Source organism: Clostridium algoriphilum (genome assembly GCF_020443705.1).
Classification (GTDB): Bacteria; Bacillota; Clostridia; order Clostridiales; family Clostridiaceae; genus Clostridium_AD; species Clostridium_AD algoriphilum.
In genome coordinates this window covers 23,144-47,236 of sequence record NZ_JAIZZK010000017.1, presented here as the reverse complement: position 1 = coordinate 47,236, position 24,093 = coordinate 23,144, and the positions used below count along the sequence as shown (strand labels likewise).

General features: G+C 31.5%; 23 protein-coding genes, 1 pseudogene and 1 riboswitch. Of the genes and pseudogenes, 19 read left to right on the top strand and 5 right to left on the bottom strand.

What is annotated here, in order from left to right; translation table 11 throughout:
• Positions 1–93: 93 nt before the first annotated feature.
• From mmuM to LGK95_RS13005, 3 genes are all read right to left on the bottom strand, one after another.
• Positions 94–1,035 (bottom strand): homocysteine S-methyltransferase, encoded by a 942-nt coding sequence (mmuM, locus tag LGK95_RS13015; RefSeq protein WP_226125222.1) that lies wholly within the window; start codon positions 1,033–1,035, stop codon positions 94–96.
• A 240-nt stretch (positions 1,036–1,275) separates the two neighbouring features.
• Complete coding sequence (gene greA, locus LGK95_RS13010) at positions 1,276–1,743, bottom strand: transcription elongation factor GreA (protein ID WP_226125221.1); 468 nt, start codon at positions 1,741–1,743, stop codon at positions 1,276–1,278.
• A 277-nt stretch (positions 1,744–2,020) separates the two neighbouring features.
• Positions 2,021–3,145 (bottom strand): NADH-dependent flavin oxidoreductase, encoded by a 1,125-nt coding sequence (locus LGK95_RS13005; protein WP_226125220.1) that lies wholly within the window; start codon positions 3,143–3,145, stop codon positions 2,021–2,023.
• Between the two features lie 314 nt (positions 3,146–3,459).
• Between LGK95_RS13005 and LGK95_RS13000 the strand changes: the two genes are divergently transcribed.
• From LGK95_RS13000 to lon, 3 genes are all read left to right on the top strand, one after another.
• Positions 3,460–4,824 carry an MATE family efflux transporter gene (locus LGK95_RS13000; RefSeq protein ID WP_226125219.1) on the top strand — a complete coding sequence of 455 codons (1,365 nt, stop codon included), beginning with the start codon at positions 3,460–3,462 and terminating at the stop codon, positions 4,822–4,824.
• A 160-nt stretch (positions 4,825–4,984) separates the two neighbouring features.
• On the top strand, positions 4,985–5,548 hold the full coding sequence (locus tag LGK95_RS12995; RefSeq protein WP_226125218.1) for a TetR/AcrR family transcriptional regulator: 564 nt from the start codon (positions 4,985–4,987) through the stop codon (positions 5,546–5,548).
• Positions 5,549–5,681: 133 nt separating this feature from the next.
• Positions 5,682–8,069, top strand: a complete 2,388-nt coding sequence (gene lon / locus LGK95_RS12990; RefSeq protein WP_226125271.1) for an endopeptidase La — start codon at positions 5,682–5,684, stop codon at positions 8,067–8,069.
• Positions 8,070–8,361: 292 nt separating this feature from the next.
• On the opposite strand, the pseudogene LGK95_RS22835 reads toward lon, so the two are convergent.
• A pseudogene (locus tag LGK95_RS22835) lies at positions 8,362–8,475 on the bottom strand (2-iminoacetate synthase ThiH); the annotation flags it as partial.
• A 118-nt stretch (positions 8,476–8,593) separates the two neighbouring features.
• Here LGK95_RS22835 and LGK95_RS12980 point away from each other — a divergent pair.
• The 9 genes from LGK95_RS12980 (at position 8,594) to LGK95_RS12945 (ending at position 17,036) form a co-directional block, all read left to right on the top strand.
• A complete protein-coding gene (locus LGK95_RS12980) occupies positions 8,594–9,079 on the top strand; it encodes a MarR family winged helix-turn-helix transcriptional regulator (RefSeq protein ID WP_226125216.1) in 486 nt (161 codons plus the stop codon).
• A 1-nt stretch (position 9,080) separates the two neighbouring features.
• Positions 9,081–10,289 carry an MFS transporter gene (locus tag LGK95_RS12975; RefSeq protein ID WP_226125215.1) on the top strand — a complete coding sequence of 403 codons (1,209 nt, stop codon included), beginning with the start codon at positions 9,081–9,083 and terminating at the stop codon, positions 10,287–10,289.
• A 203-nt stretch (positions 10,290–10,492) separates the two neighbouring features.
• Positions 10,493–10,585: riboswitch (glycine riboswitch) on the top strand.
• 64 nt (positions 10,586–10,649) lie between these two features.
• Positions 10,650–10,919, top strand: coding sequence for an ACT domain-containing protein (locus LGK95_RS12970; protein ID WP_226125214.1), 270 nt, complete (start codon positions 10,650–10,652; stop codon positions 10,917–10,919).
• 10 nt (positions 10,920–10,929) lie between these two features.
• On the top strand, positions 10,930–12,285 hold the full coding sequence (locus LGK95_RS12965; RefSeq protein WP_319001925.1) for a PFL family protein: 1,356 nt from the start codon (positions 10,930–10,932) through the stop codon (positions 12,283–12,285).
• Positions 12,286–12,431: 146 nt separating this feature from the next.
• Positions 12,432–13,907 (top strand): spore germination protein, encoded by a 1,476-nt coding sequence (locus tag LGK95_RS12960; protein WP_226125213.1) that lies wholly within the window; start codon positions 12,432–12,434, stop codon positions 13,905–13,907.
• The gene (locus tag LGK95_RS12955; protein WP_226125212.1) at positions 13,900–14,988 is read left to right on the top strand and encodes a GerAB/ArcD/ProY family transporter; all 1,089 of its coding nucleotides are present in this window, start codon (positions 13,900–13,902) and stop codon (positions 14,986–14,988) included. Before LGK95_RS12960 ends, LGK95_RS12955 begins: the two co-directional genes overlap by 8 nt.
• Positions 14,981–16,114, top strand: a complete 1,134-nt coding sequence (locus LGK95_RS12950; RefSeq protein WP_226125211.1) for a Ger(x)C family spore germination protein — start codon at positions 14,981–14,983, stop codon at positions 16,112–16,114. The genes LGK95_RS12955 and LGK95_RS12950 overlap by 8 nt, the downstream gene beginning before the upstream one ends.
• 108 nt (positions 16,115–16,222) lie before the next feature.
• The gene (locus LGK95_RS22435; protein ID WP_264174557.1) at positions 16,223–16,354 is read left to right on the top strand and encodes a hypothetical protein; all 132 of its coding nucleotides are present in this window, start codon (positions 16,223–16,225) and stop codon (positions 16,352–16,354) included.
• A gap of 136 nt (positions 16,355–16,490) precedes the next feature.
• The gene (locus LGK95_RS12945) at positions 16,491–17,036 is read left to right on the top strand and encodes a ParB N-terminal domain-containing protein (protein ID WP_226125210.1); all 546 of its coding nucleotides are present in this window, start codon (positions 16,491–16,493) and stop codon (positions 17,034–17,036) included.
• Between the two features lie 132 nt (positions 17,037–17,168).
• Here LGK95_RS12945 and LGK95_RS12940 read toward each other — a convergent pair whose 3' ends face one another.
• Positions 17,169–17,495, bottom strand: coding sequence for a hypothetical protein (locus tag LGK95_RS12940; RefSeq protein ID WP_226125209.1), 327 nt, complete (start codon positions 17,493–17,495; stop codon positions 17,169–17,171).
• Positions 17,496–17,684: 189 nt separating this feature from the next.
• Between LGK95_RS12940 and LGK95_RS12935 the strand changes: the two genes are divergently transcribed.
• From LGK95_RS12935 to LGK95_RS12905, 7 genes are all read left to right on the top strand, one after another.
• Positions 17,685–18,410 (top strand): VCBS repeat-containing protein, encoded by a 726-nt coding sequence (locus LGK95_RS12935; protein ID WP_226125208.1) that lies wholly within the window; start codon positions 17,685–17,687, stop codon positions 18,408–18,410.
• Between the two features lie 103 nt (positions 18,411–18,513).
• Positions 18,514–19,020: an amidase domain-containing protein gene (locus tag LGK95_RS12930; RefSeq protein ID WP_226125207.1), complete on the top strand. Its 507-nt coding sequence runs from the start codon at positions 18,514–18,516 to the stop codon at positions 19,018–19,020.
• A 474-nt stretch (positions 19,021–19,494) separates the two neighbouring features.
• Positions 19,495–20,640 carry an ABC transporter substrate-binding protein gene (locus tag LGK95_RS12925; protein ID WP_226125206.1) on the top strand — a complete coding sequence of 382 codons (1,146 nt, stop codon included), beginning with the start codon at positions 19,495–19,497 and terminating at the stop codon, positions 20,638–20,640.
• Between the two features lie 91 nt (positions 20,641–20,731).
• Positions 20,732–21,610 (top strand): branched-chain amino acid ABC transporter permease, encoded by an 879-nt coding sequence (locus LGK95_RS12920; RefSeq protein WP_226125205.1) that lies wholly within the window; start codon positions 20,732–20,734, stop codon positions 21,608–21,610.
• 9 nt (positions 21,611–21,619) lie between these two features.
• Complete coding sequence (locus LGK95_RS12915; protein WP_226125204.1) at positions 21,620–22,585, top strand: branched-chain amino acid ABC transporter permease; 966 nt, start codon at positions 21,620–21,622, stop codon at positions 22,583–22,585.
• Positions 22,563–23,336 carry an ABC transporter ATP-binding protein gene (locus LGK95_RS12910; RefSeq protein ID WP_226125203.1) on the top strand — a complete coding sequence of 258 codons (774 nt, stop codon included), beginning with the start codon at positions 22,563–22,565 and terminating at the stop codon, positions 23,334–23,336. Before LGK95_RS12915 ends, LGK95_RS12910 begins: the two co-directional genes overlap by 23 nt.
• The gene (locus tag LGK95_RS12905) at positions 23,329–24,033 is read left to right on the top strand and encodes an ABC transporter ATP-binding protein (RefSeq protein WP_226125202.1); all 705 of its coding nucleotides are present in this window, start codon (positions 23,329–23,331) and stop codon (positions 24,031–24,033) included. The genes LGK95_RS12910 and LGK95_RS12905 overlap by 8 nt, the downstream gene beginning before the upstream one ends.
• Positions 24,034–24,093: the final 60 nt, after the last annotated feature.

Genomic DNA, 24,093 nt, shown 5'->3' with positions numbered 1-24,093 from the left:
ACTTAGAGATATTAAATTCTATATATTTGATAGACAAACTATCAATAATGTATAAATAAAATTATTGATAGTTTGATTTTAATAACTAAGAAGTTATAGTTTGGTTCGAGCCCATGCAGCAATAGATTTAATATCTTCAGGGGTTGTTCTGCAGCAACCACCAATTAACTGGGCACCTTCGTCAAACCAGCTTTTGGCACTTCGACCATAGGATTCACTAGAGGAATTACCGTGCCAGGTTTTAGAGTTGGCATCATACTCTTCACCTGAGTTTGGGTAAACTACTATTGGTTTTTTAGAATTCTTTTTAATTTCTTCAATTAAGGATTGTATATGCGCAGGTGAGCTACAATTTATTCCAATAGCTGCAACTTGAGTAAATGCATCTAAATATTTGGCACAATCTGAAATTAATGTACCATCGCTTATCTGAAAATCATTTTTGGCACTAAAACTAATCCAACAATAAACTCCAGGAAATTCTTCAAGTAGTTTAACAATAGCTTTAGCCTCTATAAGATTAGGTATTGTTTCACAAGCAAGAATATCTACGCCACTATCAACTAAGATTTTTATTCTTGGTCTATGAAATTCTATTAGGTCTTCTTCACTGACTTTATAATCTCCACGGTATTCAGAACCATCTGCAAGATAAGCACCATAGGGACCTACAGAACCAGCAACTAGAGGTGCGGGCCTATTTGTTCTGTTCATTGGATTACCCCAAAAATCTTCTCTTGCTTTTTTAGCAATTTCAACAGATTTCTTAATAAGAGAAATTGCTTCGAATTCAGTGAAACCTTTTTTTACAAAACCCTTTATGGTAGCTTGATAACTTGAGGTAATTGCACAGTCTGCTCCGGCAGCAAAATAGGCATAGTGTATTTTTTCTATTAGTTCAGGATTCTGCGCAAGTATTTTAGCTGACCAAAGAGAGTCATTAATATCGCATCCTACTCGTTCAAGTTCTGTAGCTAAGGCACCATCTAAAATAATTAATGGAAAATTTTTTAGAATATTATTTATTGGATTCATAATGAGTCCCCTTTCTTTTATAAAATAGTTTTAATTGACAATAACATTATGTATATGTTTTATTTTAAATAATTTCAAAATATTAAAATACATATTTCTTTAATTTATTTTGTTTCTTGTAAATAAAAAACATATATGGTCAATTATAATAATAAAACAATAATAAAAGAGTATAATTTAAGCAGCGATTACTCGCTGCTTAAATTTTTGATGAGTATAGGAGAATTAAAATATTTATTCCTACTCGTAAATTTTTTCTATTAAAACGTCATAATTACCCTCAGGGGCTACAACAACGCACTTTTGACCAAGCGCCTTTTTATATATTGCCATGCCTAGTGGTGATTCAATACTTATATTCATAAGTTCTGGGTCAGTCTCTACTGTGGATACTAGGCGTACTTTCTCAACATCATCTGTATCAAGAAATTTAATGTCAGCCTGTCCTCCAAGTCCTAAGTGGTCATCACTACTCTCGTCATCTACTACTGTAGCGTTCCGAAGCAACTCTTGAACCGCAATTATTCTATCATTATTGGTTGCTTCCTCATCTTTAGCTGCATCGTATTCTGCATTCTCACTTAAATCGCCATGGCCCTTTGCTTCTTTAATTGCTGCTGTTATTTCTCTTCTTTTTTCTGTTGTGCGAAGTTTTAACTCTTCTTCTAATTTTATTACCCCGCTAGGTGTTAATATTGTACTTTTCATATTCTTGTCACTCCTAACAAATTTTAAGTATATAATGATAATCTCTATACTTAAATAAATTAGACACAATTTTAATTTAAATATAAAGAAGACAATAAAGATTTATTATATCACATGTTGAAGTCTTTATTAAATATAATCGTGAATTTATTGCTTATTTATATGAATTTAACCTATAAAAATTGTCTTCACAATAACAAAGGCGCCAGATAAAATTAAGTTATATCTGGCACCATTAATTAAACATGGGTATACGGTAATTTATATTTATAAAAAATTATTTTGTTATTGGGAACCAACCAGGTGTATTTATAATTGCATTCCATAGTGGCTCAGGTATATCTAGAGATCTTCCATGATCTTTGCTTATTGTTGTACGCATTTCTGAAATTTTTCCATCTTGTACTTTATTGACCCACTCTGGTTCCATGATTATTTCTCTGCCAAGGGATATGAACTCAGCACCACTATTCAATGCTTTTATAGCATCCTCTGGTGTATGAATAGAGCCAACACCAATGAAAGGTACTCTGCCATTGATTTGGTTAAGTATTTTGCAAATAATAGGCTTCGTATTTGTTTTGTCGCGCATTGAGCTTTGCCAAAAGTCCATTATGGAGCTATGCAAGTAACTTAGTCCTTTAGTTGATAATACATCTATAAATAGAAGAGAATCTTCTAAAGTAATACCTACGTTTTCAGTTTCCTCAGGTGAAAAACGATAGCCAACTATAAAGTTTTTCTTCTTATTTTCTTTTATTGTTCTTTTAACTTCAGCTATTACAGCCAAGGGAAAATTCATTCGTTTTATAACACTTCCACCCCATGCATCTTGTCTGTGATTAGAATGAGGAGAGAAAAATTGCTGCAATAAATATGTGTTAGCTCCATGAATTTCAACACCATCAAAACCAGCGTCTATTGCAAGCTTTGTAGTTTCACCAAAGGCTTTAATAGTATCTTGGATTTCTGCTTCTGTCATTTCGCGAGGCGTCATTGCACCTGGTCTTTCTGGTGCTACTGCACTTGCACTAATTGTTTGTCCACCAGGTATTTCTTCTGGAATAGCCATTCTACCACCGTGAAATATTTGAAGAATGGCTATTGCACCTTCTCCCTTTATGGTTTGGGATAATTTTTTTAGACTTGGTAGGAAACTATTATCATAGGCAGCGAATTGGCCTAGGAAACCCTTGCCGGAGGGTCTTACATAGGTGGCTGCAGTAATTACTATACCCACACCTTTTGACCTTGCTTTATAATAACTTAATTCTGATTCAGACACTGTTCCGTCAATGTTTCCTGAGAAGGTAGTCATAGGCGCCATAACTATAGGGTTTCTTACATTTATAGATAAATTTAATGTTCTTGGTTTAAGTAATGTTTCAATTTTTAGTTCCAATTTAATCTCTCCTTTTTAAAACTTATTTTAATAATAAATAAAAATATTGGTATATTTAATACTATGAATAAACTCTACTTTTTATTGTACTTTCCTGTATTTTCATAATACTATATTTTTATATACTTGTAAACAATAATAATTATTAAAAGATATAAATTGTTATTTGAGATGCTAATATCTAGGATAGATAATGATTTTAAAGAAGGAAAAATCAAAAATTTAAAAACATATGTTATACTTAAAAGTAGGTATAGCAATGGTGGATGTTCATTATTCAGCTATAAATTTGTGACTTACATGGGGGAAGTTTTATGAATCAAACAAAAGGACTAGGAACAGAAAGTATAGGCAAACTACTTTTCAAGTTTTCAGTGCCTGCTATTACTGGAATGATTGTAAACGCCTTATATAACATTATAGATCGAATGTATATAGGACATATTAAAGGGGTAGGATCCTATGCATTATCAGGACTTGCTATCACATTTCCAATATCCATTATTATAATGGCCTTTGGTATGCTCGTTGGGATAGGGGCTAGTGCAGTTATCTCAATAAGACTAGGAGAAAAAAACAAAGATGCTGCAGAAAATATCTTGGGGAACTCTCTAATTATCATCACAATAATATCATTAGTAATTGGTCTATTTGGGGTTTTGTTTTTAAACAAGCTTTTAATTATATTCGGGGCAAGTGCAAATAGCATATCCTATGCAAAAGCATATATACAAGTCATACTAATAGGTGCTGTTTTTCAAAATGTAGGGTTTGGTATAAACAATATAATAAGAGCTGAGGGTAATCCCAAAATGGCAATGTTTACAATGGTATTTGGTGCAATTATCAATATTATATTAGATCCAATATTCATATTCGTTTTTAATATGGGAATTCAAGGTGCTGCAATAGCTACAATAATTTCTCAAGCTTTTAATACAATATTGGTTCTAAGATATTTCACATTTAAAAGTAGCGGAAGTGTACTTAAAATAAAGAGAATCAGTTTAAAGCTTCATACACATATTATAAAGGAGATTTTCGCAATTGGCATGGCTCCTTTTTCTATGCAGATTGCATCCAGTCTTGTAATTATTTTATATAATAAAGGACTTTATTCTTATGGAGGGGATCTTGCAATAGCTGCAATGGGAATACTAAATAGTATATCTATGCTTATTTTTATGCCTATATTTGGTATAAGTCAAGGAATACAACCTATAATAGGATATAATTATGGGGCTAAATTGTACCCAAGAGTTTTGAAGGTTTTAAAGCTTGCAATAATTGCTGGAACTTGCGTCGCAACAATAGGATTTATTGGTGTTCAACTATTTGCAAGGCAGCTTATTGGCACATTCGTAGGTAACAATCATGAATTAATTAAATTAGGTGCACGTGGACTAAGAATAGATTTAATGTTTTTGCCTATTTTAGGATTTCAAATATTAGGAGCAAGCTATTTTCAAGCTATAAATGAGGCAAAAACCTCAATGCTTTTAAGCATATTAAGACAAGTCATAGTACTAATTCCTCTTATTATTATACTACCATTATCTTTTAAACTAGATGGATTATGGCTTTCACAGCCTTGTGCTGACCTAATTGCAACAGCGCTTACTGCATTTTTCCTATATGAAAGTATAAATAAATTTAAATATAAAAAAGGGTCTAAATAAATACATAAGGTTACTTAAAAATAGAGTAAGAAGTCAAATTATAGATTTTAAGCTTAAGAATTAAAAAAATAGATAAAAGATTAAATTATTACTTGACAATAAATGTTACTTGACAATAAATGAACGATCATTTATTATATAAGTTAATAGAGGTGTTCAAATGAGACGAAAAGATGATGAAAAAGAAAAGAGTATAAAGGAAGCAGTTGTTAAGCTAATACTTGAATTAGGTTTTCATGGTACTTCTATTTCTAAAATTGCTAAAGAGGCAGGGGTTTCCCCAGCTACCGTTTATATTTATTATGAGAATAAAGAAATTATGTTTCAAGATATATATCATGAGTATTCTGAAGAAATATTTGATTATTTACTTAGCATGGTTTATAAGGATATGGATGGGCATGAGCTTATTGAAATACTTGCTAGAGGCTATTATACCTATATCCAAGAACATGGAGAAATATTTCATTTTGTAGATCAATTTTCAAGTTGTCCAGCTTTGGCAAGTCACTGCCTAGAGCGAAGAGGTATAAATAATTTAAATAATTTGCTTGAGGAAATGAAAGAGAAAAGGGTGTTTAAGGATATTCAAAACGATAATTTGGTAGCAATACTTTTTTACCCAGTAAAATCCATTGCGATTAAGCAATGCACTGGAGAATCTGAACAGGCCAGTTTACTAGAAGAAATGATTATGATTATACAGGATGCGTTGCTAGCTTAATTAGATATATTATTTTACCAAATAAGAACGAGAAAACTTTGTTATATAATAATTACAAAAGATCTCGTTATTATTTAAAAATTAATTAAACGAACATTCGCTTATGAATATTAAAAAAGAAAGGATGATTATAATGATGAATTTAGATAAGAAAAACAAAGATGGAATGGTAATTCCTGTATCTGATATAGTTTTATTACCAGGAATGACGTATACTTTAAAACTAAATAAGATTAGTGAGGAAGAACTTGAAAATTTAGCTAAGGATGAGCAAGTTAGTATTGCATTACCTTTAAAGAAGAATTTTAATGAAAATAAGCTTACTCAGGAAGATTTTCATAGCATTGGTGTTTCATTTCATGTTAATGGAATTGAAAAAACAGATAACGGATACCAAGTAAAAATTAAAGTTTTAGATAGAGTAGCGATAAAAGCTCTTAATATACAAGATGACTCTATTCGTGTAGAATTTGAGTTAGCACCAGATGTCATTGATCTTACAGAAAAAAGTCAAGAAGAAATGCTAGAGTATGTTAAGAAGGTTACCCGTGAAGTTAGTCAAAAATTCAAGGGATCAGACCAGTTTATGAAGATGATAGATGATGAGACAAATATAAACAAACTTATGGCTCATCTTACTCAATTTATGCCTCTTACAAATGAAGAAAAGTATGATTTAATCCAAACCCAATCATTAAAAGATAGAATACTTAAATTTATGGATTACCTCTTAAAACAAAAAGAAGCTTTAAAATTGCAATTCGAGATGGCAGAAAAATTTACCCAAAAGGCCAATAAAACATATAGAGAATCAGTACTCAGAGAGCAATTAAAAGCTATTCAAAATGAATTAAATGAAGGCAAAAGTGAAGGGGCTAAAAAAGATAAAGATTATTTAAGTAAAATTGAAGAAGCTGAAATGCCAGAAGAAATAAAAAATGCTGCCTTAGATGAACTTGAAAAGCTAGAAAGACAAAGTGAGAGTAGTGCTGAATACAATGTTATACGTAACTATTTAGACTTATTAGTTAAGCTTCCTTGGAAAAAATCTGTTCCTACAGCTATAAATTTAGTAGAAGCAAGGAGAATACTTGATGAGCAGCATTATGGGCTTGAAAAGGTTAAGGATAGAATAATACAACATTTAGCAGTTATGCAACTTAAAAAGGATAAAAAAGGTTCTATTTTATTATTAGTTGGACCTCCTGGCACAGGAAAGACAAGTCTAGGTAAAAGTATTGCACAGGCATTAGATCGGAAATATATACGATTGAGTTTAGGAGGCATACGTGATGAAGCTGAAATTAGAGGACATAGAAGAACGTATATCGGGGCAATGCCAGGAAGAATTATTCAAAGCATTAAAAAAGCAGGAGAAATAAATCCGGTTATGGTTTTAGATGAAGTGGACAAGCTAATGACGGGTTATAATGGAGATCCAGCTAGCGCATTACTTGAGGTACTAGATCCAGAGCAAAATAATAGCTTTACTGATCATTATTTGGATTTACCTTATGATTTGTCAGAAGTATTCTTTGTAGCAACAGCTAACTCTTTGGAAAATATTCCTAGGCCTTTACTTGATAGAATGGAGATTATTCAAATATCTAGTTATACTATGAGTGAAAAATTCCATATTGGCAAAAATCATTTAATACCTGAAATACTTGAAGAGCATGGGTTAAATAATGAGCAGCTAGTTATTGAAGACGAAGCTTTGCAAAAGATAGTTAGTGAATATACTCAGGAAGCTGGAGTTCGTGGACTAAAAAAACAACTAGCTACTCTCGCAAGAATTACTTCTGAGAAGATTGTCTCACATAAGGGAGAGTTACCATTTGTTGTTACAGTAGGTAAGTTAGATGATTTGCTTGGAAGAAAAGTTTCAAGCCATGATAAAGCTCAGAGGAATAATCCACCAGGAGTTGTTACAGGTCTTGCATGGACAGCTGTAGGTGGAGAGATACTCTTCGTTGAAGCAACGGATATGATAGGAAGTGGACAAGTTATCTTAACGGGCCAACTAGGAGATGTTATGAAAGAGTCTGCAAAGATTTCTTTAAGTCTACTTAAATCAAGGCTACCAATGAATTCAATAAACTTTAAGGAAAGAGATCTTCATATTCATGTTCCATCAGGATCTGTTCCTAAAGATGGTCCATCAGCTGGAATTACCTTATTCACTGCACTTGCATCACTTGTTACAGGAATAAAAGTGGATTCAAAGCTTGCAATGACAGGTGAAATCACTTTAAGAGGAGCGGTACTTCCAATAGGTGGACTTAAGGAAAAATTAATAGGGGCTCAAAGAGCTGGTATAACAAAAATATTAATTCCAAAAGAAAATCTAGTTGATTTAAAGGAAGTACCAGAAGAAGTTAAGAATCAATTAACTATTAAAACTGTAGAGACAGTAGAGGATGTTCTTCGTGAAACACTCGGGATATCATTACCGAGAGTGGAGCATGTATTTAATCCTAATATATCAACTGAAGCGACATTTAATGCAAATCAGATGTAGAAATTTATAAAAATAACAAACAAAGAGATGATTTCTGGTTGTACAGAAATCATCTCTTTGTGCTTCCCTTTCTAATATCCATTATATTATGAAGTTTTATTCCATATATAGCTTCCAATGATAGAATTAGGATAATTGAATTCTAATTCTATCATTAAATAATATCCCAATCTTTAAAAACTGGCTGGTAACCTTTAGCATAGAGCATGTCACTCATTTCATTTACATCTCTAGGATCTGAAATTTCAAATTGTCCTTCACTTTTAGCTTTTCCACTGTGCCCCCCAACTTCTGGATATATTTCAATAGTTATTGAAGTAAAATATTTTTTTAATATTTTAACGCAATCTACAATATATGATACTGGGCTGTGTACTTGAGATTCAACAGTAAGGATTATAATGTATAGGCTTGTACAATTAGATTGTAAAGTAATTATTTGTAAAATATAAATATAATAACTTTTATATATAAACATTGAAATAACATTAAAAGGAGTATATAATTAGATGTTGTACTAATTAATGATGCAACAAGTAATTAGGGGAGATGATAAAAATATGTTTGAATCTTATGACCAAGATATTGGAATGCTTACAAATAAAATCAATAAAAAATTATTACATTACCTTAATAGTAGACTGGTTAAGTTTCATCTTACAACAGAGCAATGGGCAGTATTAATGAAATTATCTAAAAAAGATAAAATAAGTCAAAAGCAACTAGCGGAGATTTCAACAAAAGATCAATCTACTTTAACTAGAATAATTGATATATTAGAAAGAAAAAACTTTATTGAAAGGCACCAAAGTAAAGAAGACAGAAGGTCCATTGTTATACATATAACTGACGAAGGTTTAAGCACCTGCAAAAAAGTTATTCCATTTTTAGAGGAAATATTCAATGATATTCTTAAGGGTATTTCTCATGAGAAGCTAGAAATATTTAATAGAGTTTTTCTACAAATAAATGAAAATATAGACGATTTACAAGAAGAAAGGAAGGATTAATTTGAAAGCAAATATTAAGACAAGAACATCAAAACTATGGACTAAAAGTTATATATTAATGTTATTTTCTAATCTATTTATATATCTAGCTTTCTATATGCTTACACCAACATTACCTGCATATGCAAAGGCTAGTGGGGGGAGTAACCTTGAAGCAAGTCTCGTTGTAAGTACATTTTCTATAACTTCTTTGTTAATTAGACTATTTACAGGAAGTATTATGGATAAAATAGAAATCAAGCCTTTGCTTCTAGTAGGTTCGATAATCCTTGCAGGAAGTACATTATCATTTATTTGGCTTCCCTTAGATGCAATAATTTTTGTTCGTATCATTCAGGGAATAGGGTGGGGACTCGCGTCTACTGGAGCAGCTGCAATTTTCTCGAATATTATACCCGTAGATAAACGTGGTGAAGGCATGGGCTACTATTCACTTTCAATGATAATATCTATGGCATTATCACCTATATTTGCAATAATTATAATGAATTTATACAGTTTTAAGAATATTGCACTTACATCAATCGCATTAGTAGTTATAGGAGTAATATTTCTTAGTCAGGTTAAAATACCAAAAAATACTTTTAATGAAAAGAATTTAAAGAAAAAGTTTTCCTTGGCTGATTCATTTGAAAAGAAAGCAGCCTTGCCTTCTTTGTTATGTTTTCTTCTTGTAATTACGCTGTGTGGAATTATGAGTTATATAATGTTGTATGGCAAAGAATTAAAAATATCCTCAATTTGGATTTACTTTGTTGGATATCTTTCAATAATTTTAGTTACAAGACCTTTTGTTGGAAAGATATTTGATAAAAGGGGACATGTTGTAATAATAATCCCTGGTTCAATTTCATTAATTATAGGTCTTATATTATTATCCTATGCAAGTTCTGTGCCTGCTCTTGTGATAGCTTCTTTATTTTATGGTCTTGGATATGGAGCGGTGCAACCATCACTGCAGGCTTGGGCTGTAAATCGTTCACCAGAAAATAGAAAGGGTGCAGCAAATGGAACTTTCTTATCTGCTATGGATTTAGCTTATACAGTTGGATCAGTTCTTCTTGGTTCTATTGCTGGGTACAAAGGTTATGCAATTATGTATAGAGTTTCTTCAGTATTCATAATTTTACTTTTGGTAGTATACTCATGTATGCTTTATAGGAGTAATATTAACAAAAGTGAAAAACTAGAAAAAGAAGAAGTAGCTTAAGCATATTATAACTAAAAATAGGTGAATATATAGATTATGTAGACTAAAAGAATAGAATATGTTGAAATTAATTGTTAAAACTGATATTATAATAATAATAACTTACAATTTAATAGTTCGGATGAGTGTAGCAGGAGTGTATAGGAATCTATATACCCAAAAAAAGTTAAATTTTCAGGTACCACATTGATATGACTGTTACAGGACGAGCCCTTGGAGAGACTCTAATTGAGCACCGAAGGAGAAAGTTAGTAAAAACTAATGAAACTCTCAGGTAAAAGGACAAGGGATAATATTGATTTCAAGGGTCGAATATTATCTATTCGGCTCTTTTTGCGACTAAAAAATGGAGGGAAAAAAATGAAGGCTGTGTTAACTGTAATTGGAAAAGACAAAGTAGGTATTATTGCTAATGTATCAAATCTTTTGTTTGAAAAAAACGCAAACATTTTAGACATTAATCAAACTATTATGAATGATTTTTTTACTATGGTAATGCTCGTGGAATTATCTAATATTAATATTTCTTTAAAGGAATTAAATGAAACATTAAATGAAAAAGGTAAAATTTTAAAAGTTTTAATAAAAATGCAACACGAGGATGTATTTAATTCAATGCATCTTTTATAGGAGGTAGAAAGTGAATATTAATCAAATAATGGAAACAGTTAAAATGTTAGATCATGAAAAGTTAGATATTAGAACGCTTACTATGGGAATATCATTACTTGATTGTTGTGATTTTGATGGTAAAAGGTCTAGGCAGAGAATATATGATAAGATTATGAGACTAGCTGGAAACTTAGTTAAGGTAGGCGAAGATTTAGAGATGGAATATGGGGTTCCAATAATTAATAAGAGAATTTCAGTTACTCCAATTTCACTAATAGCAGGAGCGTCTCAAGATGAAAACTATGTAGAGTATGCTATAATGCTTGATAAAATTGCAAATGAACTTGGAATAAACTTTATTGGTGGATTTTCTGCGCTTATTCAAAAAGGATATACTACTGGTGATCATAGACTAATATCATCTATACCTGAAGCTATGAGGGTAACTGAGCGGGTATGTTCATCAGTATGTGTCGCAAGTTCTAAGGTAGGAATCAACATGGATGGTGTCCGTGAAATGGGTCAGATTATTAAGGAATCTGCGAGATTAACTTCAGATAGAGATGGACTTGGTTGTGCAAAGATTGTAGTATTTGCAAATGCAGTTGAAGATAATCCTTTTATGGCAGGAGCTTTCCACGGTGTTGGAGAGCCTGAATGTACTCTAAATGTAGGAATAAGTGGTCCAGGTACAGTAAAGGTTGCTCTTGAAAAAGTACGAGGTGAGGATTTTGGAGTTGTAGCTGAAGAGATAAAGAAGACTGCCTTTAAAATAACAAGAATGGGTCAATTAGTAGGCAAGGAAGCTGCCAAAAGGTTAAATGTGCCTTTTGGTATAGTAGATTTATCTTTGGCACCAACACCTGCTATAGGTGATAGTGTTGCTAGAATTCTTGAGGAAATGGGCCTTGAGGTATGTGGAACTCATGGAACAACTTGTGCATTAGCCATGTTAAATGATGCAGTTAAAAAAGGTGGAATAATGGCTTCTGGTTCTGTTGGTGGATTAAGTGGCGCATTTATACCTGTAAGTGAGGATGAAGGAATGATTGAGGCTGTTGAAAAAGGGGCTTTAAACATTGAGAAACTTGAAGCTATGACATGCGTATGTTCAGTAGGTCTAGATATGATTGCTATTCCGGGAGACACTCCTGCGGAAACAATATCAGCAATTATTGCGGATGAGTGTGCAATTGGAATGATTAATAATAAAACTACTGCAACAAGGCTTATACCTGCGCCAGGTAAAAAAGTTGGGGATTCTGTTGAATTTGGTGGACTTCTTGGACGTGCACCTGTTATGAAGGTAAGTGAATTCTCAAGTGCTGATTTTATAAATCGTGGTGGAAGAATTCCAGCGCCTATACATAGCTTTAAGAATTAATAATAGAAAACTTAAAGTTATATCTTAAGGGATCGTGACAAAATGATTGAATCGTTTTGGTACGATCCCTTTGTACTTTTTAGATTGCATAAACACATTTTGTATAATAGTATATATATTGCAAATACTAAAATTGGTGATGTGAAATGGCTGAAGATAATAATACAAATGTAAATTTATATAATGATTATAAGAAAAATTTTTCCTTGATTGATGAGGCATTAAAAGATTGTCCTGATATTATAAGGAGAAAGGTTATTTTAAATTCGGGGAAAAAAGGTTGTTTCTTTTTTGTTCAAGGGTTATGTGATATTGACCTTTTTCAAAGAGATTTTATGACTCCTTTACTTAATTTGAAAAAATTAGATTCTGAAGAACTTAAATATCTTTCTAATAAAATTCCTGTAGCAGGACTAACCTTCCTTATAGTAATTGACAATCTAATAGAAGATATATTGTCTGGAAATGTAGTTTTTATATGCGAGGGGTTAAATCAAGGAATTTCATGTACACTAAAAAAACATGAAAAAAGAACCTTAAAAGAGCCAGAAGGAGAAAAAAGTGTTAGAGGAGATCATGATGGCTTTATTGAAGACATGGCAACTAATATAGCTACTCTCAGAAGGAAATTAAAAACTGTTAAACTTAAATTTAAAAATACTGTTGGAAATATATCACACCAAACAATTTCGGTAGCGTACCTTGAACATATTGCCAATCCAAACTTACTACAAATTATTTCTGACAAAATTAATCAAATAGATACTGACAGCTTTTTAGCAATTGGATATTTAGAACAAATTATTGCGGACCATCCAAATTCTATTTTTCCTCAATATCAGGCCACTGAAAGACCTGACAAAGCCGTAGCGGGATTACTAGAGGGCAAATTTTTAATAATGCTTCAAGAAACCTCGTTTGTATTGATAGCTCCTGTAACTTTTCATGCATTTACTCAAGCTCCTGAAGATTATTCAACCCACTGGGTAGGCGCAACTTACCTGCGAATACTTCGGACGCTAGCAATATTAATAGCCTTATTTCTTCCTGGCATATATATTGCATTTCTTACTTACCATTACTACATGATACCGCTACCTTTACTAGTTCAACTTGCACAATCCAGAACAAATGTACCTTTCCCTCCAGTTGTTGAAGGATTTTTAGTAGAATTTATGATAGAGATGGTAAGAGAGGCTTCCATTAGACTTCCATCTTTTATAACTGCATCTATTAGTATTGTTGGAGGATTAGTAATAGGTCAAACAGCTATACAGGCTGGGATAGCAAGCGGACTGATGGTAATAATAATCGCTGCTTCTGCCATAGCAGGCTATACTATGCCTACTTATGATTTGGGGATCACTATTAGAATTATTAAATATATGGTTATGATAGCATCATCAATATTTGGTATTTTGGGAGTAGTAATTCCCATGGTAATGTTACTTGCGCATCTATTAGTGTTAGAGTCTCTTGGAGAACCATATTTTCAGCCTATAGCGCCGTTTAAGTTTGGTGATTTAAAAGATACTTATATAAGGGCACCAATTAGATATTTAAAGAAAAGACCAGATGTAGCGAAACCACTGGATAAGGAAAGAGGTAAGAAAAATGGATAGTAGAGAAAATAATATTACCTCTAGTCAATTAATGGGTCTTATTGTATCAATTCAAATAGGTACAGGAATTCTTAGCTTACCAGCTTCTTTAGCTATAGTTTGCGGTCATGATGGTTGGATTTCAATGTTGCTATATGGAACAATAATAACTGCTGTAATTTTTCTTATAATAAAACTTATGAATAGGTATAACAATAAATCTATATACGAAATAAATAAACTTTTATACGGAAAGTACCTAGGTGGTTTGTTGAATTTACTTATAGCTTTATATTTATGGTACAGCGCATGTTTAAGTTTAAGAGGTTATACAAATATAGTACATATTGATCTATTAAGATCAACGCCTACATTAGTACTATGTATTTTCATTTTAATGCCTACTTACTACTTAACATGGTACGGACTAAAATACGTAACTAGATTTGCATCTACAATATATCTTTCCTTGACTTTTTGTTGTATTTTGTGTCTCCTTGTATTTAATGGTTTAAGAATAAACTTTTTATTGCCTATTGGCCAAAGTGGTATAGAAGGCATAAAAGCTAGCTTTAGTCCCTGTATTTATGCATTCCTAGGTTATGAGGTAATTTCAGTTATATATCCCGAAATTACAAATAAAAAAAAGGCTATGAAATATGCAATAGGTTCCAATATAATTACCACTATATTTTGTGTTATTATTCTTCTAGTTGTTACGTCTTTTTTTGGAGAGGAAATGCTGAAAAAAAGTATATTTCCCACTTTTACACTGATCAGATCATATAAAGCCCCAATAATTGAAAGAATGGATATACTTTTTATTGCTATATGGCTACCAGCAATGGCTATGACAACTAGAGGATACTTTTGTATAGCCTATTATAGTATAAATAAACTATTAAATCTAAAGAAAAAGGGTATATATCTATTTATATTTACCTCAATAACAATATTATTAAGTAATGTACCTAAAAGTATCTCTAATATAGATATATATAGTAATGGGATGATGATAGCTGGAACTATATTTTCAATATTTTTAATTATATGTTACTTATTTTCCTTCATACGAAAAAAAGGAGTGAATCCACATGTATAAAAGGATAAAAAAGATATATGTATTATTAATTATTATTCCCTTTATACTTTGCGGTTGCTGGGATCAAGTCTTAGTAGAGAAAACTAGTTTTTTGACTATAATAGGTGTAGAGCAAGCGCCACAAGGTAATTTAAATGTTACCTATGCCATGCCAATAGTCGATCCTGATATTAAGACTTCTAGGGCAGAAATATTTGAAGGTGAAACAAATTTAGTAAGGGTAGCTAGGGACAAATTTAACAGAAGATCAGGAAAGCTAATGCTGGCAGGTAATATTCAGATGATTTTATACTCTAAAGAATTTGCTGGAGAAGGGCATATAGTTGATGTTAATTCAATATTTGAAAGGGATCCATCAGACCCAATCCTTGCCTGGGTTGTGGTTGTTGACGGAAGCCCTAGAAGTTTAATACACCAAGCAGAAGATAATTTAAAGGATAAACCTAGAACATCTATATATATTACTACTCTTCTTGAACGTGCGGTTAGCACCGCAAACATCAATGAAACAAGGATTTTTAATTATGACTTAATAAGTATGGCTCCAGGTATTGATAATACAGCTCCTTTGATAAAGATTACTGATAAGTCTGTTGAAGTCAAAGGTTCAGCTCTATTTTCAAATAAAAAAATGGTTGGAAGTATAAACGCACAAGATAGTGGACTCTTAATTGCAATGATGAAAACTTTAAAACATAAAAAATATACCTACAATGCTGGGATTCCGGCGAGTGTCAAAGAAACTTATAGTGAAAAGCAAAGCGCAGCTATTCAACTTAGCCAAAATAGTAAAAAAATAAATGTTTCAATTAAAAATAATAAACCCGTAGTTGATATTTATTTAGATTTATCTGGATATGCAGATGAGTATAAATGGGACAATTTAGATGATGAAAAAGAAATTAAAAAGTTAAATGATTATGTACAGGAACAAATTCGAGGAGATTGTCAAAAATTGATTGGATACATGCAAAGAATAGAAAGCGATCCTATTGGTATAGGTGATATGGTAAGAGTTAAGTATAACAGCTACTTTAAAAAAGTAGATTGGCATACACAATATAAAGAAGCAACAATTACTGTTCATGTTAAATTTAATTTAGTTGAATATGGTGATATACGGTAGAGTGTTACAATAGATTTTAAGAACTAAACATTTTTTAAATTGTAATTCTATGAATAAAATGGTACAATACTTATAAGAAAAGATAGTAAAAACAATAGTTTAAAATTAATGAATGAGGTGAAGTCTGTGTTAGCTTGTAATGATAAAATTTCTACAACAGAAAAATATCTAAAGACAACTAATATAGCATTAGGTAAATTTACTTGCGAAAAAACTAATATTAATTTAAAATATATCTAATTATAAACACCTAGAAAGCAACATGTGCTTTCTAGGTGTTTATTTTTTAAATTTGAGAGCAAGGATATTCTTAAATTAATATTTGATGATGTAAGTATTATAAAAAAATATGTACAACTAAAAGGAGAATTTAATTATGAATAAAAGTGAGATTATAATTAAGGGGTTACCTGCAAAAACAAATAGGTTAGAGAATGGGGATGTTAAGTTACTATTTAAAATAGGAACTTATGATGATATGAATTCAGTTTATAGAGTCATTGTAAAAAAAGATTATTGGAGAGACGCCGTAATAGGAATGAAGGATGTAAATTATTTTGTAATCAAAGGTGAGCTTAAAGCATGTGTAAATAGTAAAGGTACACCTTTTATATCAGTAGAAGCAACATCAATTAAAATATTCAATCTGTTAAAAGATGAAAATGGTCACATTGATTTGGTTGATGAAATGCCAATTGGAACTGATGAAATCATTGATATTTCGAAAATTGTTAATGAGAATGAAGATTTATCAGTAAAACGTTCAAAGAACAAAGCATTAAATTATATGAAAAATAATAATAAGTTTAATAAACCTATTGTTATTAAGAAAGATAGTTTTATAATTGTGTCAGGATATGATCAATATGCTGCAGCACAAGAACTCGGAATAAAAAATGTACCAGTTTCTTATGAGGATTAAAAACTAACAGTAAACTTAAAATTGTGGGTATCGCTCTAAGTTGCTTGGCTGGATGGATTGTAATGCTCCTGTGTGAGATACCCCAATGAATTAAACATAGAAGAAAATGTTAATAATGAACTTCTAGGACTATTAATCTTTTCTACAACAATTTTGATGAACCCAATTCTTATAGTCTTCTTTAAATCCTAAGTCGGTATAACAAATTACCTCCCCAGGAGATATTGCGTTAGTACATACTTGACAAGTAGAGTTGTAATCAGCTGGTTTTGCAATTCCGAGCCATAGGGGTTCATTAAGTTTTATTAACTCCAGCTTAAGCTCATCCTCTGTAAATTCATTACATACGAGCTCACGTAAATAACCCGAGAAATTATTTTCTCCATGAGTTAATTTGGATTTTCGAAGTGCTAATTTATAGACATGATCTGGAAGAGTAATTGATACTTTTTTGCTCATTATTACTAACTCCTATAGCATTAATATATACTAATATATTATGAATATTGATATTAATATGTGCATACTTTGTTTAAATAAATACTACTTATATTAAATGGTATCGGCACAGGAATATTACGAAAACTCGAACAGTTTGCTCTATAGTTCATAAGATAATGCATAAAATTATATTGTAAAGGAGTAAGTATGTATAATTGTTATAATAGAGCTAATATGATAAAACCGAGTATAGTTGCTTATATAAGAGGAGATGTAACTGGTGATAGAATACAAGATAATGTCTATTTAACTGGAATAAGGACACCAGATAGTCCATTTATTCAAAATATTACCCTTGTAATCCAAAATGGAATGACAGGTATAATTACTAGTATAGCTCTGAGCCAAAATGCAGGGTATAATCCTACATTATTTTTGGGCGATTTTACAGGAAACCTTGTAAATGATATTTTAATAGGTATTAATTCAGGGGGTAGTGGTGGAATAATGTACTACTATATCTATTCCTTTATTAACAATACAGAAAAATTATTGTTTGACTTTAATGTATATAACGACAAATATGAATATGATGTTACTTATAAAAACAACTACAAGGTTGAGGTTATCAGTAAGATAAACAATGAAAAATACATTATAGATATATCCAATAAGGACATAGATTATTTAAATGAAATATACGATGAGAATGGAAAGTTAAAGAACCCAATTAACGGATTTGTAAATCCAATAAGTGGGCTATATCCTGTAGATTTTGATTCAAATAAAGTATATGAGCTATTGGTATATCAAAAGATAGCTGGAAGATACAATGCAGATTCTTTAGGTTATGTTATGAATACTCTAAAATGGAAAGAGAAAATATTTGCTTTGGATAATCAGTATGTAGCCATTTTTGGATTAGAAGGCTAGGTACGCACATAGAACAGTTTAAAACTGTATTTTAAAGTATTTGTAAACAATAAAAAATATATAGCATAATATATTTTGATGAGAACTTTTAGGGAGTAACTTAATGCAAAATAAATACGATAGAGAATCAGCAAAGAATTATGCTGTAAAATTTGCAATAGTGCCAAACAATAAATATATATTTTTAAATTATATTAACGGTAATGGTGGTGATTGTACTAATTTTGTTTCTCAATGCTTAAAAGCAGGGGGAGCACCGCTGGATTACAATAACATTAGACCTTGGTGGTATGAATTGCGTGGTAGTGGCTCAATTTGTTGGAGTGTTGCTCATGCTCTGTACTGGTATTTAAAAGTAAATCAAAGTACAAATAGAAACGTTGTTAAAGGGATAGAGATAGAGGATAGACATAAACTTGATATTGGGGACTTAGTATTTTATGAAAACTACAGTAATGTAATTTTTCATTCTGCAATAATAACCTCGTTTATAGATGTTTATGGAAATAAAGAACCACGTATATCGCAACATTCATATAATCAACTTGATGAGACTTATGAAAAAAGCTATGCTTATAAAAAAGCACATTTTCTTAAAATTATATTATGATGTGTATAGTACAATATGTTAATAAAAGGGGATTTCTGTACAAGGAATCCCTTAAAACATATCTAGATTAATATAGTAACTTTTTAAATGAAAAATCTAACATAAATTATCCGTAATTAAAATATAATTACCATATTATAAAAAAACAAGTTGCATATATACAGATATTTTTTTGAAAGATGTAAATTTTATGTATAAAGATCTAAAAAAATACCAATTGTCGAAAAAATGAAAGAATGAAAAAAAATAATGTCTAAATAATTCAAAAAACATAAAAATAGTATTGATATGCTTGAAATTTTATGATATTATTAATAAAAATTATAAATTATGAATTATTTAATAATTGTTAATTCACAATTTATAAATAATTTACATCCAGTTCATAAAATATTAAAGTCCTATATATGGGTATACAAGTAAATTATATTTTGTGATTTATGAAAAGTTATTAGAATTTAGGGGGGTTATTAAATGTTCAAAAAGAAAGCTTGTTTATTACTATCTATGGCTATGACTGTAGGATTACTTGCAGGATGCGGAGCTAAGGGGTCATCAACTACTGGAGATATTAAGATTGGAGTTGTATTACCACTTACAGGTCAAGTTTCATCTTTTGGAAAATCTGGTCAAAATGGTATAAAATTATTGGAAGATCAAGTGAACAAAGCCGGAGGGATTAATGGACGTAAGATTAAATTTATTTTTGAAGATGATGAAGGTAAACCAGATACTGCAACAACAGTTGGTACAAAGCTTATCAGTAATGACAATGTTGTAGCATTAGTTGGCCCGTTAACAAGCGGTTCTTGTATAGCACTCGGACCAATAGCTACTCAAAGTAAGGTGCCAATGATAACAGGATCAGGTACAAATCCAGATGTTACTAAAAAGGGTGGAGAATATGTTTATAGAGCATGCTTTATAGATCCTTTTCAAGGAACAGTTATTGCGAAATTTGCATCAAAAGATTTAAAGGCAAAGACGGCTGCTATTCTTTATGATAATGGTAATGATTATTCTAAAGGTTTGGCTGAGTTTTTTGAAAAAGAGTTTGTAGCTGCAGGTGGGAAAATTGTTGCTAAAGAAACATATGCAACAAATGATAAAGACTTTAAAGCACAGCTTACAAAAATAAAGCCAACTAAACCAGAGGTAATATTACTTCCAGATTATTATTCAACAGTTGGGAATATTGCAAAGCAAGCAAGAGCTATAGATATAAATGTTCCACTACTAGGTGGAGATGGTTGGGATTCAGCTGAATTATTTAAGGTTGGTGGAACTGCAGTTAATGGATGTTATATATCTGACCATTACTCAGCAGATGATACGGCGAAATTAGTTGTTGAATTCCAAAAACAATATAAAGCAAAATATAGCTTAAATGCAGATGCTATGGCAGTTTTAAATTATGATGCTGCAAAAATAATGGTTGAAGCAATAAAAACTGCTGGTAAAACAGATGGCCCAAGTATTAAAGCAGCGCTTACAAAAACTAATCTTGAAGTAGTATCTGGTAAAGTTTCTTTCGATGCTAATAGAGATGCAATTAAAGGGGCCGTAATTTTAAAGGTTAATGATGGTAAGTTTAATTTTGTAAAGAAACTTATTCCTTAATAAAAAAACTGGCAGGCATACTTCAATTATTATAAAAAAGAGAAGTATGCCTGCATATATAATCAGAATTGTGAGAAATGGGGGAAGGTAAATGGAATTTTTACAACAGGTAATTAATGGGCTATCACTGGGTTTTGTGTATGCATTAATTGCAATAGGTTACACAATGGTATATGGAATTATTGGACTTATAAATTTTGCCCATGGAGATATTTTCATGGTTGGAGCATATTTTGGCTTTTTTGCCGCAACAAATTTACATCTTGCTTTCATTCCAACTCTGTTAATAGCTATGGGGGGAGCAGCACTCGCAGGTGTTATCGTTGAAAAAGTAGCATATAAACCTTTAAGAAAATCACCTAAATTGTCTATTCTAATTACAGCAATTGCAATGTCAGTGCTTCTTGAGAATTTAGTAAGACTCAAGATGACTACTGATCCACAAACATATCCGGAAACTCTTTTACCACAAAAGGTAATACACTTTGCTGGTTTAAGTATTGATAATCGTCAAGTTATTATTATATTAATATCAATCATTCTTGTAGTAATACTTCAATTTATAGTATTTAAAACTAAAACAGGTAAGGCAATGAGGGCAGCCTCTTTTGATAAGGATGCAGCGGCACTTATGGGAATCAATGTGAACTCTATAATTTCTATAACATTTGCAATTGGATCTGCCCTTGCAGGAGCTGCAGGTGTGCTTGTAGGAATTTTATATTCTAGCATAGACCCATATATGGGTATAATGCCAGGCCTAAAAGCATTTGTCGCAGCGGTACTCGGTGGAATTGGAATAATTCCAGGTGCCTTATGGGGAGGACTCATAATGGGACTAGTTGAAACTTTTAGTAAGGTCTATATATCATCTAGTTACTCAGATGCTATAGCATTCTCAATTCTTATTATTATTTTAATTGTAAAGCCTTCTGGACTTCTTGGTAAGAAAACCAGAGAGAAAGTGTAGGTGATGAAAATGAAAAAAGAACTTAGAAATACTATTATATTGCTCATTTGCGGTATTATTTTGTTTTTTATTTTAACATTTTTAATGGATACTGAAGTTTTGAATAGATATTATTCAAGAATACTGGTTCTGATTTGTATAAACGTTATACTTGCAGTAAGTTTAAATCTTATAATAGGAATTACAGGGCAGTTGACACTCGGACATGCAGGATTTATGTCAATAGGTGCTTATGCAGCTGCAATGCTTACAATTCAACTAAACGTACCTTTTCCTATTGCATTACTATTCGGTGGTTTACTTGCTGGACTGATTGGATTTCTAATTGGTCTTCCAACATTAAGTTTAAAGGGTGATTATCTTGCTATAACAACTTTAGGTTTTGGAGAAATAATAAGAGTTGTAATCACTAATATAGATCAACTTGGAGGAGGTAGGGGACTTTCAGGGATACCTCCCAAAACAAATTTTGCTTGGGTATTTTTTACAATGATGTTTACTATTTTAATAATTTATAATATAGCACGTTCATCTCAGGGAAGGGCCATGATGTCTGTGAGGGAAGATGAAATAGCTGCAGAAGCTATGGGCATTAATACTACAAAGTATAAAATTATGGCTTTTGTTATTGGTTCATTTTTTGCTGGCATCGCAGGTGGATTATTTTCACATTATCTAATGTACATTAAGCCTGAACAATTTAATTTCTTGAAATCTGTAGATTTTGTAACTTATGTAGTTATGGGGGGAATGGGAAGTTTAACAGGTAGTATATTATCGACTGGTATATTAACAATTCTTCCAGAAGGTCTAAGGTTTTTGAATGATTATAGAATGATTATATACCCACTAGCGCTTATCATTATTATGAGATTTAGACCTCAAGGTTTAATGGGAACAAAAGAATTATCTATGAGCATGTTTGATAAATTTTCAAAAGGAAGTGATAAAGATGCAGCTATTAAAGGCAAATGATCTTACAATTAAGTTTGGTGGGCTTACGGCTGTTTCTAATTTTTCACTTAACATTTCAGAGCATGATCTTGTAGGTTTAATTGGACCCAATGGAGCAGGGAAAACTACAATTTTTAATATGCTAACAGGGGTTTATGCTCCAACATCTGGAACTATTGAATTTAATGGAGAATTTATACAAGGCATAAAGCCATATGAAATCACTAAAAAAAGAATTGCTAGAACTTTTCAAAATATAAGATTATTTAAGGAACTAACAGTTTTAGATAATGTAAAAATATCATTTAATTATAATGTTAAGTACAATTTGTTTCATTCAATACTTAGACTTCCAAAATTCAATAGGGAAGAAGCTAAAATTGAAGAGAAAGCACTTAAAATTCTCAAGGTTTTCAATCTTGATGGGAAAAGAAATGAGCTTGCATGTAATCTACCTTATGGAGAACAAAGAAGACTTGAGATAGCTAGAGCACTTGCCGCAGAACCTAAATTGTTACTATTAGATGAACCTGCAGCTGGTATGAACCCTCAAGAAACTCATGAGTTAATGGGACTAATAAATTTTGTGCGCGATGAATTTAAAATAGCTATACTATTAATCGAACACGATATGAAGCTCGTTATGGGAGTTTGTGAGAGAATAATAGTAGTAGATTACGGTAAGGTAATTGCGCAGGGTTCGCCTGAGGAAATAAAGAAAAATCCTAAGGTAATTGAGGCATACCTTGGAGAGGAGGTAGCTGATGCTTAGAATTGATGGTTTGAATGTAAATTATGGTGCAATACATGCATTACATGACATTAGCGTAAACGTAAAAAAAGGAGAAATAGTTACACTTATAGGTGCGAATGGAGCTGGAAAAACTTCAATATTAAGAGCTATTTCAGGACTTATTCCAATAAAGTCAGGAAGTGTGATGTTTGAGGATAAACCTATACACAACACCGCCTCTTATAAACTTTCAAAATTAGGTATCGCTCATGTACCAGAAGGAAGAAGGATTTTTGCAAATATGTCAGTAATGGAAAATCTTGAACTAGGTGCGTATATTAGAAAAGATAAGAGTGAAATAGCAAAAGATTATGATATGGTTTTTGATAAATTTCCAAGACTAAAAGAAAGAATTAAACAAATGGCTGGTACGTTAAGTGGTGGTGAGCAACAAATGTTAGCTATGGGAAGAGCTCTTATGGTAAGACCAAGGATACTACTACTAGATGAGCCATCTATGGGACTTGCGCCACTCGTCGTAAGAAATATCTTTTCTATAATAGAGGAAATTAATAAGGCAGGAACTACAATTCTACTTGTAGAACAAAACGCACATATGGCACTTTCAATTGCAAATAGAGCATATGTGCTAGAAACAGGAAAGATAGTTTTAGAAGGTAATTCAAAAGAATTATTAACCAACGATTCTATAAGAAGTGCATATCTTGGAGAGTAAACTTTTGGCTTAAGTATGATGCTAGATTAGATGAAAACTCACTCTTATATTGGAGTGAGT

What these genes read in the sequence shown, in the direction of transcription:
- LGK95_RS12915 (WP_226125204.1), top strand. Translation starts at nt 21,620, where the DNA reads ATGAAAAAAGAACTTAGAAATACTATTATATTGCTCATTTGCGGTATT.
- LGK95_RS12980 (WP_226125216.1), top strand. Translation starts at nt 8,594, where the DNA reads ATGATGCAACAAGTAATTAGGGGAGATGATAAAAATATGTTTGAATCT.
- LGK95_RS12950 (WP_226125211.1), top strand. Translation starts at nt 14,981, where the DNA reads ATGTATAAAAGGATAAAAAAGATATATGTATTATTAATTATTATTCCC.
- LGK95_RS12995 (WP_226125218.1), top strand. Translation starts at nt 4,985, where the DNA reads ATGAGACGAAAAGATGATGAAAAAGAAAAGAGTATAAAGGAAGCAGTT.
- LGK95_RS12930 (WP_226125207.1), top strand. Translation starts at nt 18,514, where the DNA reads ATGCAAAATAAATACGATAGAGAATCAGCAAAGAATTATGCTGTAAAA.
- LGK95_RS12940 (WP_226125209.1), bottom strand. Translation starts at nt 17,495, where the DNA reads ATGAGCAAAAAAGTATCAATTACTCTTCCAGATCATGTCTATAAATTA.
- LGK95_RS13000 (WP_226125219.1), top strand. Translation starts at nt 3,460, where the DNA reads ATGAATCAAACAAAAGGACTAGGAACAGAAAGTATAGGCAAACTACTT.
- LGK95_RS12905 (WP_226125202.1), top strand. Translation starts at nt 23,329, where the DNA reads ATGCTTAGAATTGATGGTTTGAATGTAAATTATGGTGCAATACATGCA.
- LGK95_RS12935 (WP_226125208.1), top strand. Translation starts at nt 17,685, where the DNA reads ATGTATAATTGTTATAATAGAGCTAATATGATAAAACCGAGTATAGTT.
- mmuM (WP_226125222.1), bottom strand. Translation starts at nt 1,035, where the DNA reads ATGAATCCAATAAATAATATTCTAAAAAATTTTCCATTAATTATTTTA.
- LGK95_RS12920 (WP_226125205.1), top strand. Translation starts at nt 20,732, where the DNA reads ATGGAATTTTTACAACAGGTAATTAATGGGCTATCACTGGGTTTTGTG.
- LGK95_RS12925 (WP_226125206.1), top strand. Translation starts at nt 19,495, where the DNA reads ATGTTCAAAAAGAAAGCTTGTTTATTACTATCTATGGCTATGACTGTA.
- LGK95_RS22435 (WP_264174557.1), top strand. Translation starts at nt 16,223, where the DNA reads ATGAATGAGGTGAAGTCTGTGTTAGCTTGTAATGATAAAATTTCTACA.
- LGK95_RS12955 (WP_226125212.1), top strand. Translation starts at nt 13,900, where the DNA reads ATGGATAGTAGAGAAAATAATATTACCTCTAGTCAATTAATGGGTCTT.
- LGK95_RS12960 (WP_226125213.1), top strand. Translation starts at nt 12,432, where the DNA reads ATGGCTGAAGATAATAATACAAATGTAAATTTATATAATGATTATAAG.
- LGK95_RS12970 (WP_226125214.1), top strand. Translation starts at nt 10,650, where the DNA reads ATGAAGGCTGTGTTAACTGTAATTGGAAAAGACAAAGTAGGTATTATT.
- greA (WP_226125221.1), bottom strand. Translation starts at nt 1,743, where the DNA reads ATGAAAAGTACAATATTAACACCTAGCGGGGTAATAAAATTAGAAGAA.
- LGK95_RS12945 (WP_226125210.1), top strand. Translation starts at nt 16,491, where the DNA reads ATGAATAAAAGTGAGATTATAATTAAGGGGTTACCTGCAAAAACAAAT.
- lon (WP_226125271.1), top strand. Translation starts at nt 5,682, where the DNA reads ATGATGAATTTAGATAAGAAAAACAAAGATGGAATGGTAATTCCTGTA.
- LGK95_RS12910 (WP_226125203.1), top strand. Translation starts at nt 22,563, where the DNA reads ATGCAGCTATTAAAGGCAAATGATCTTACAATTAAGTTTGGTGGGCTT.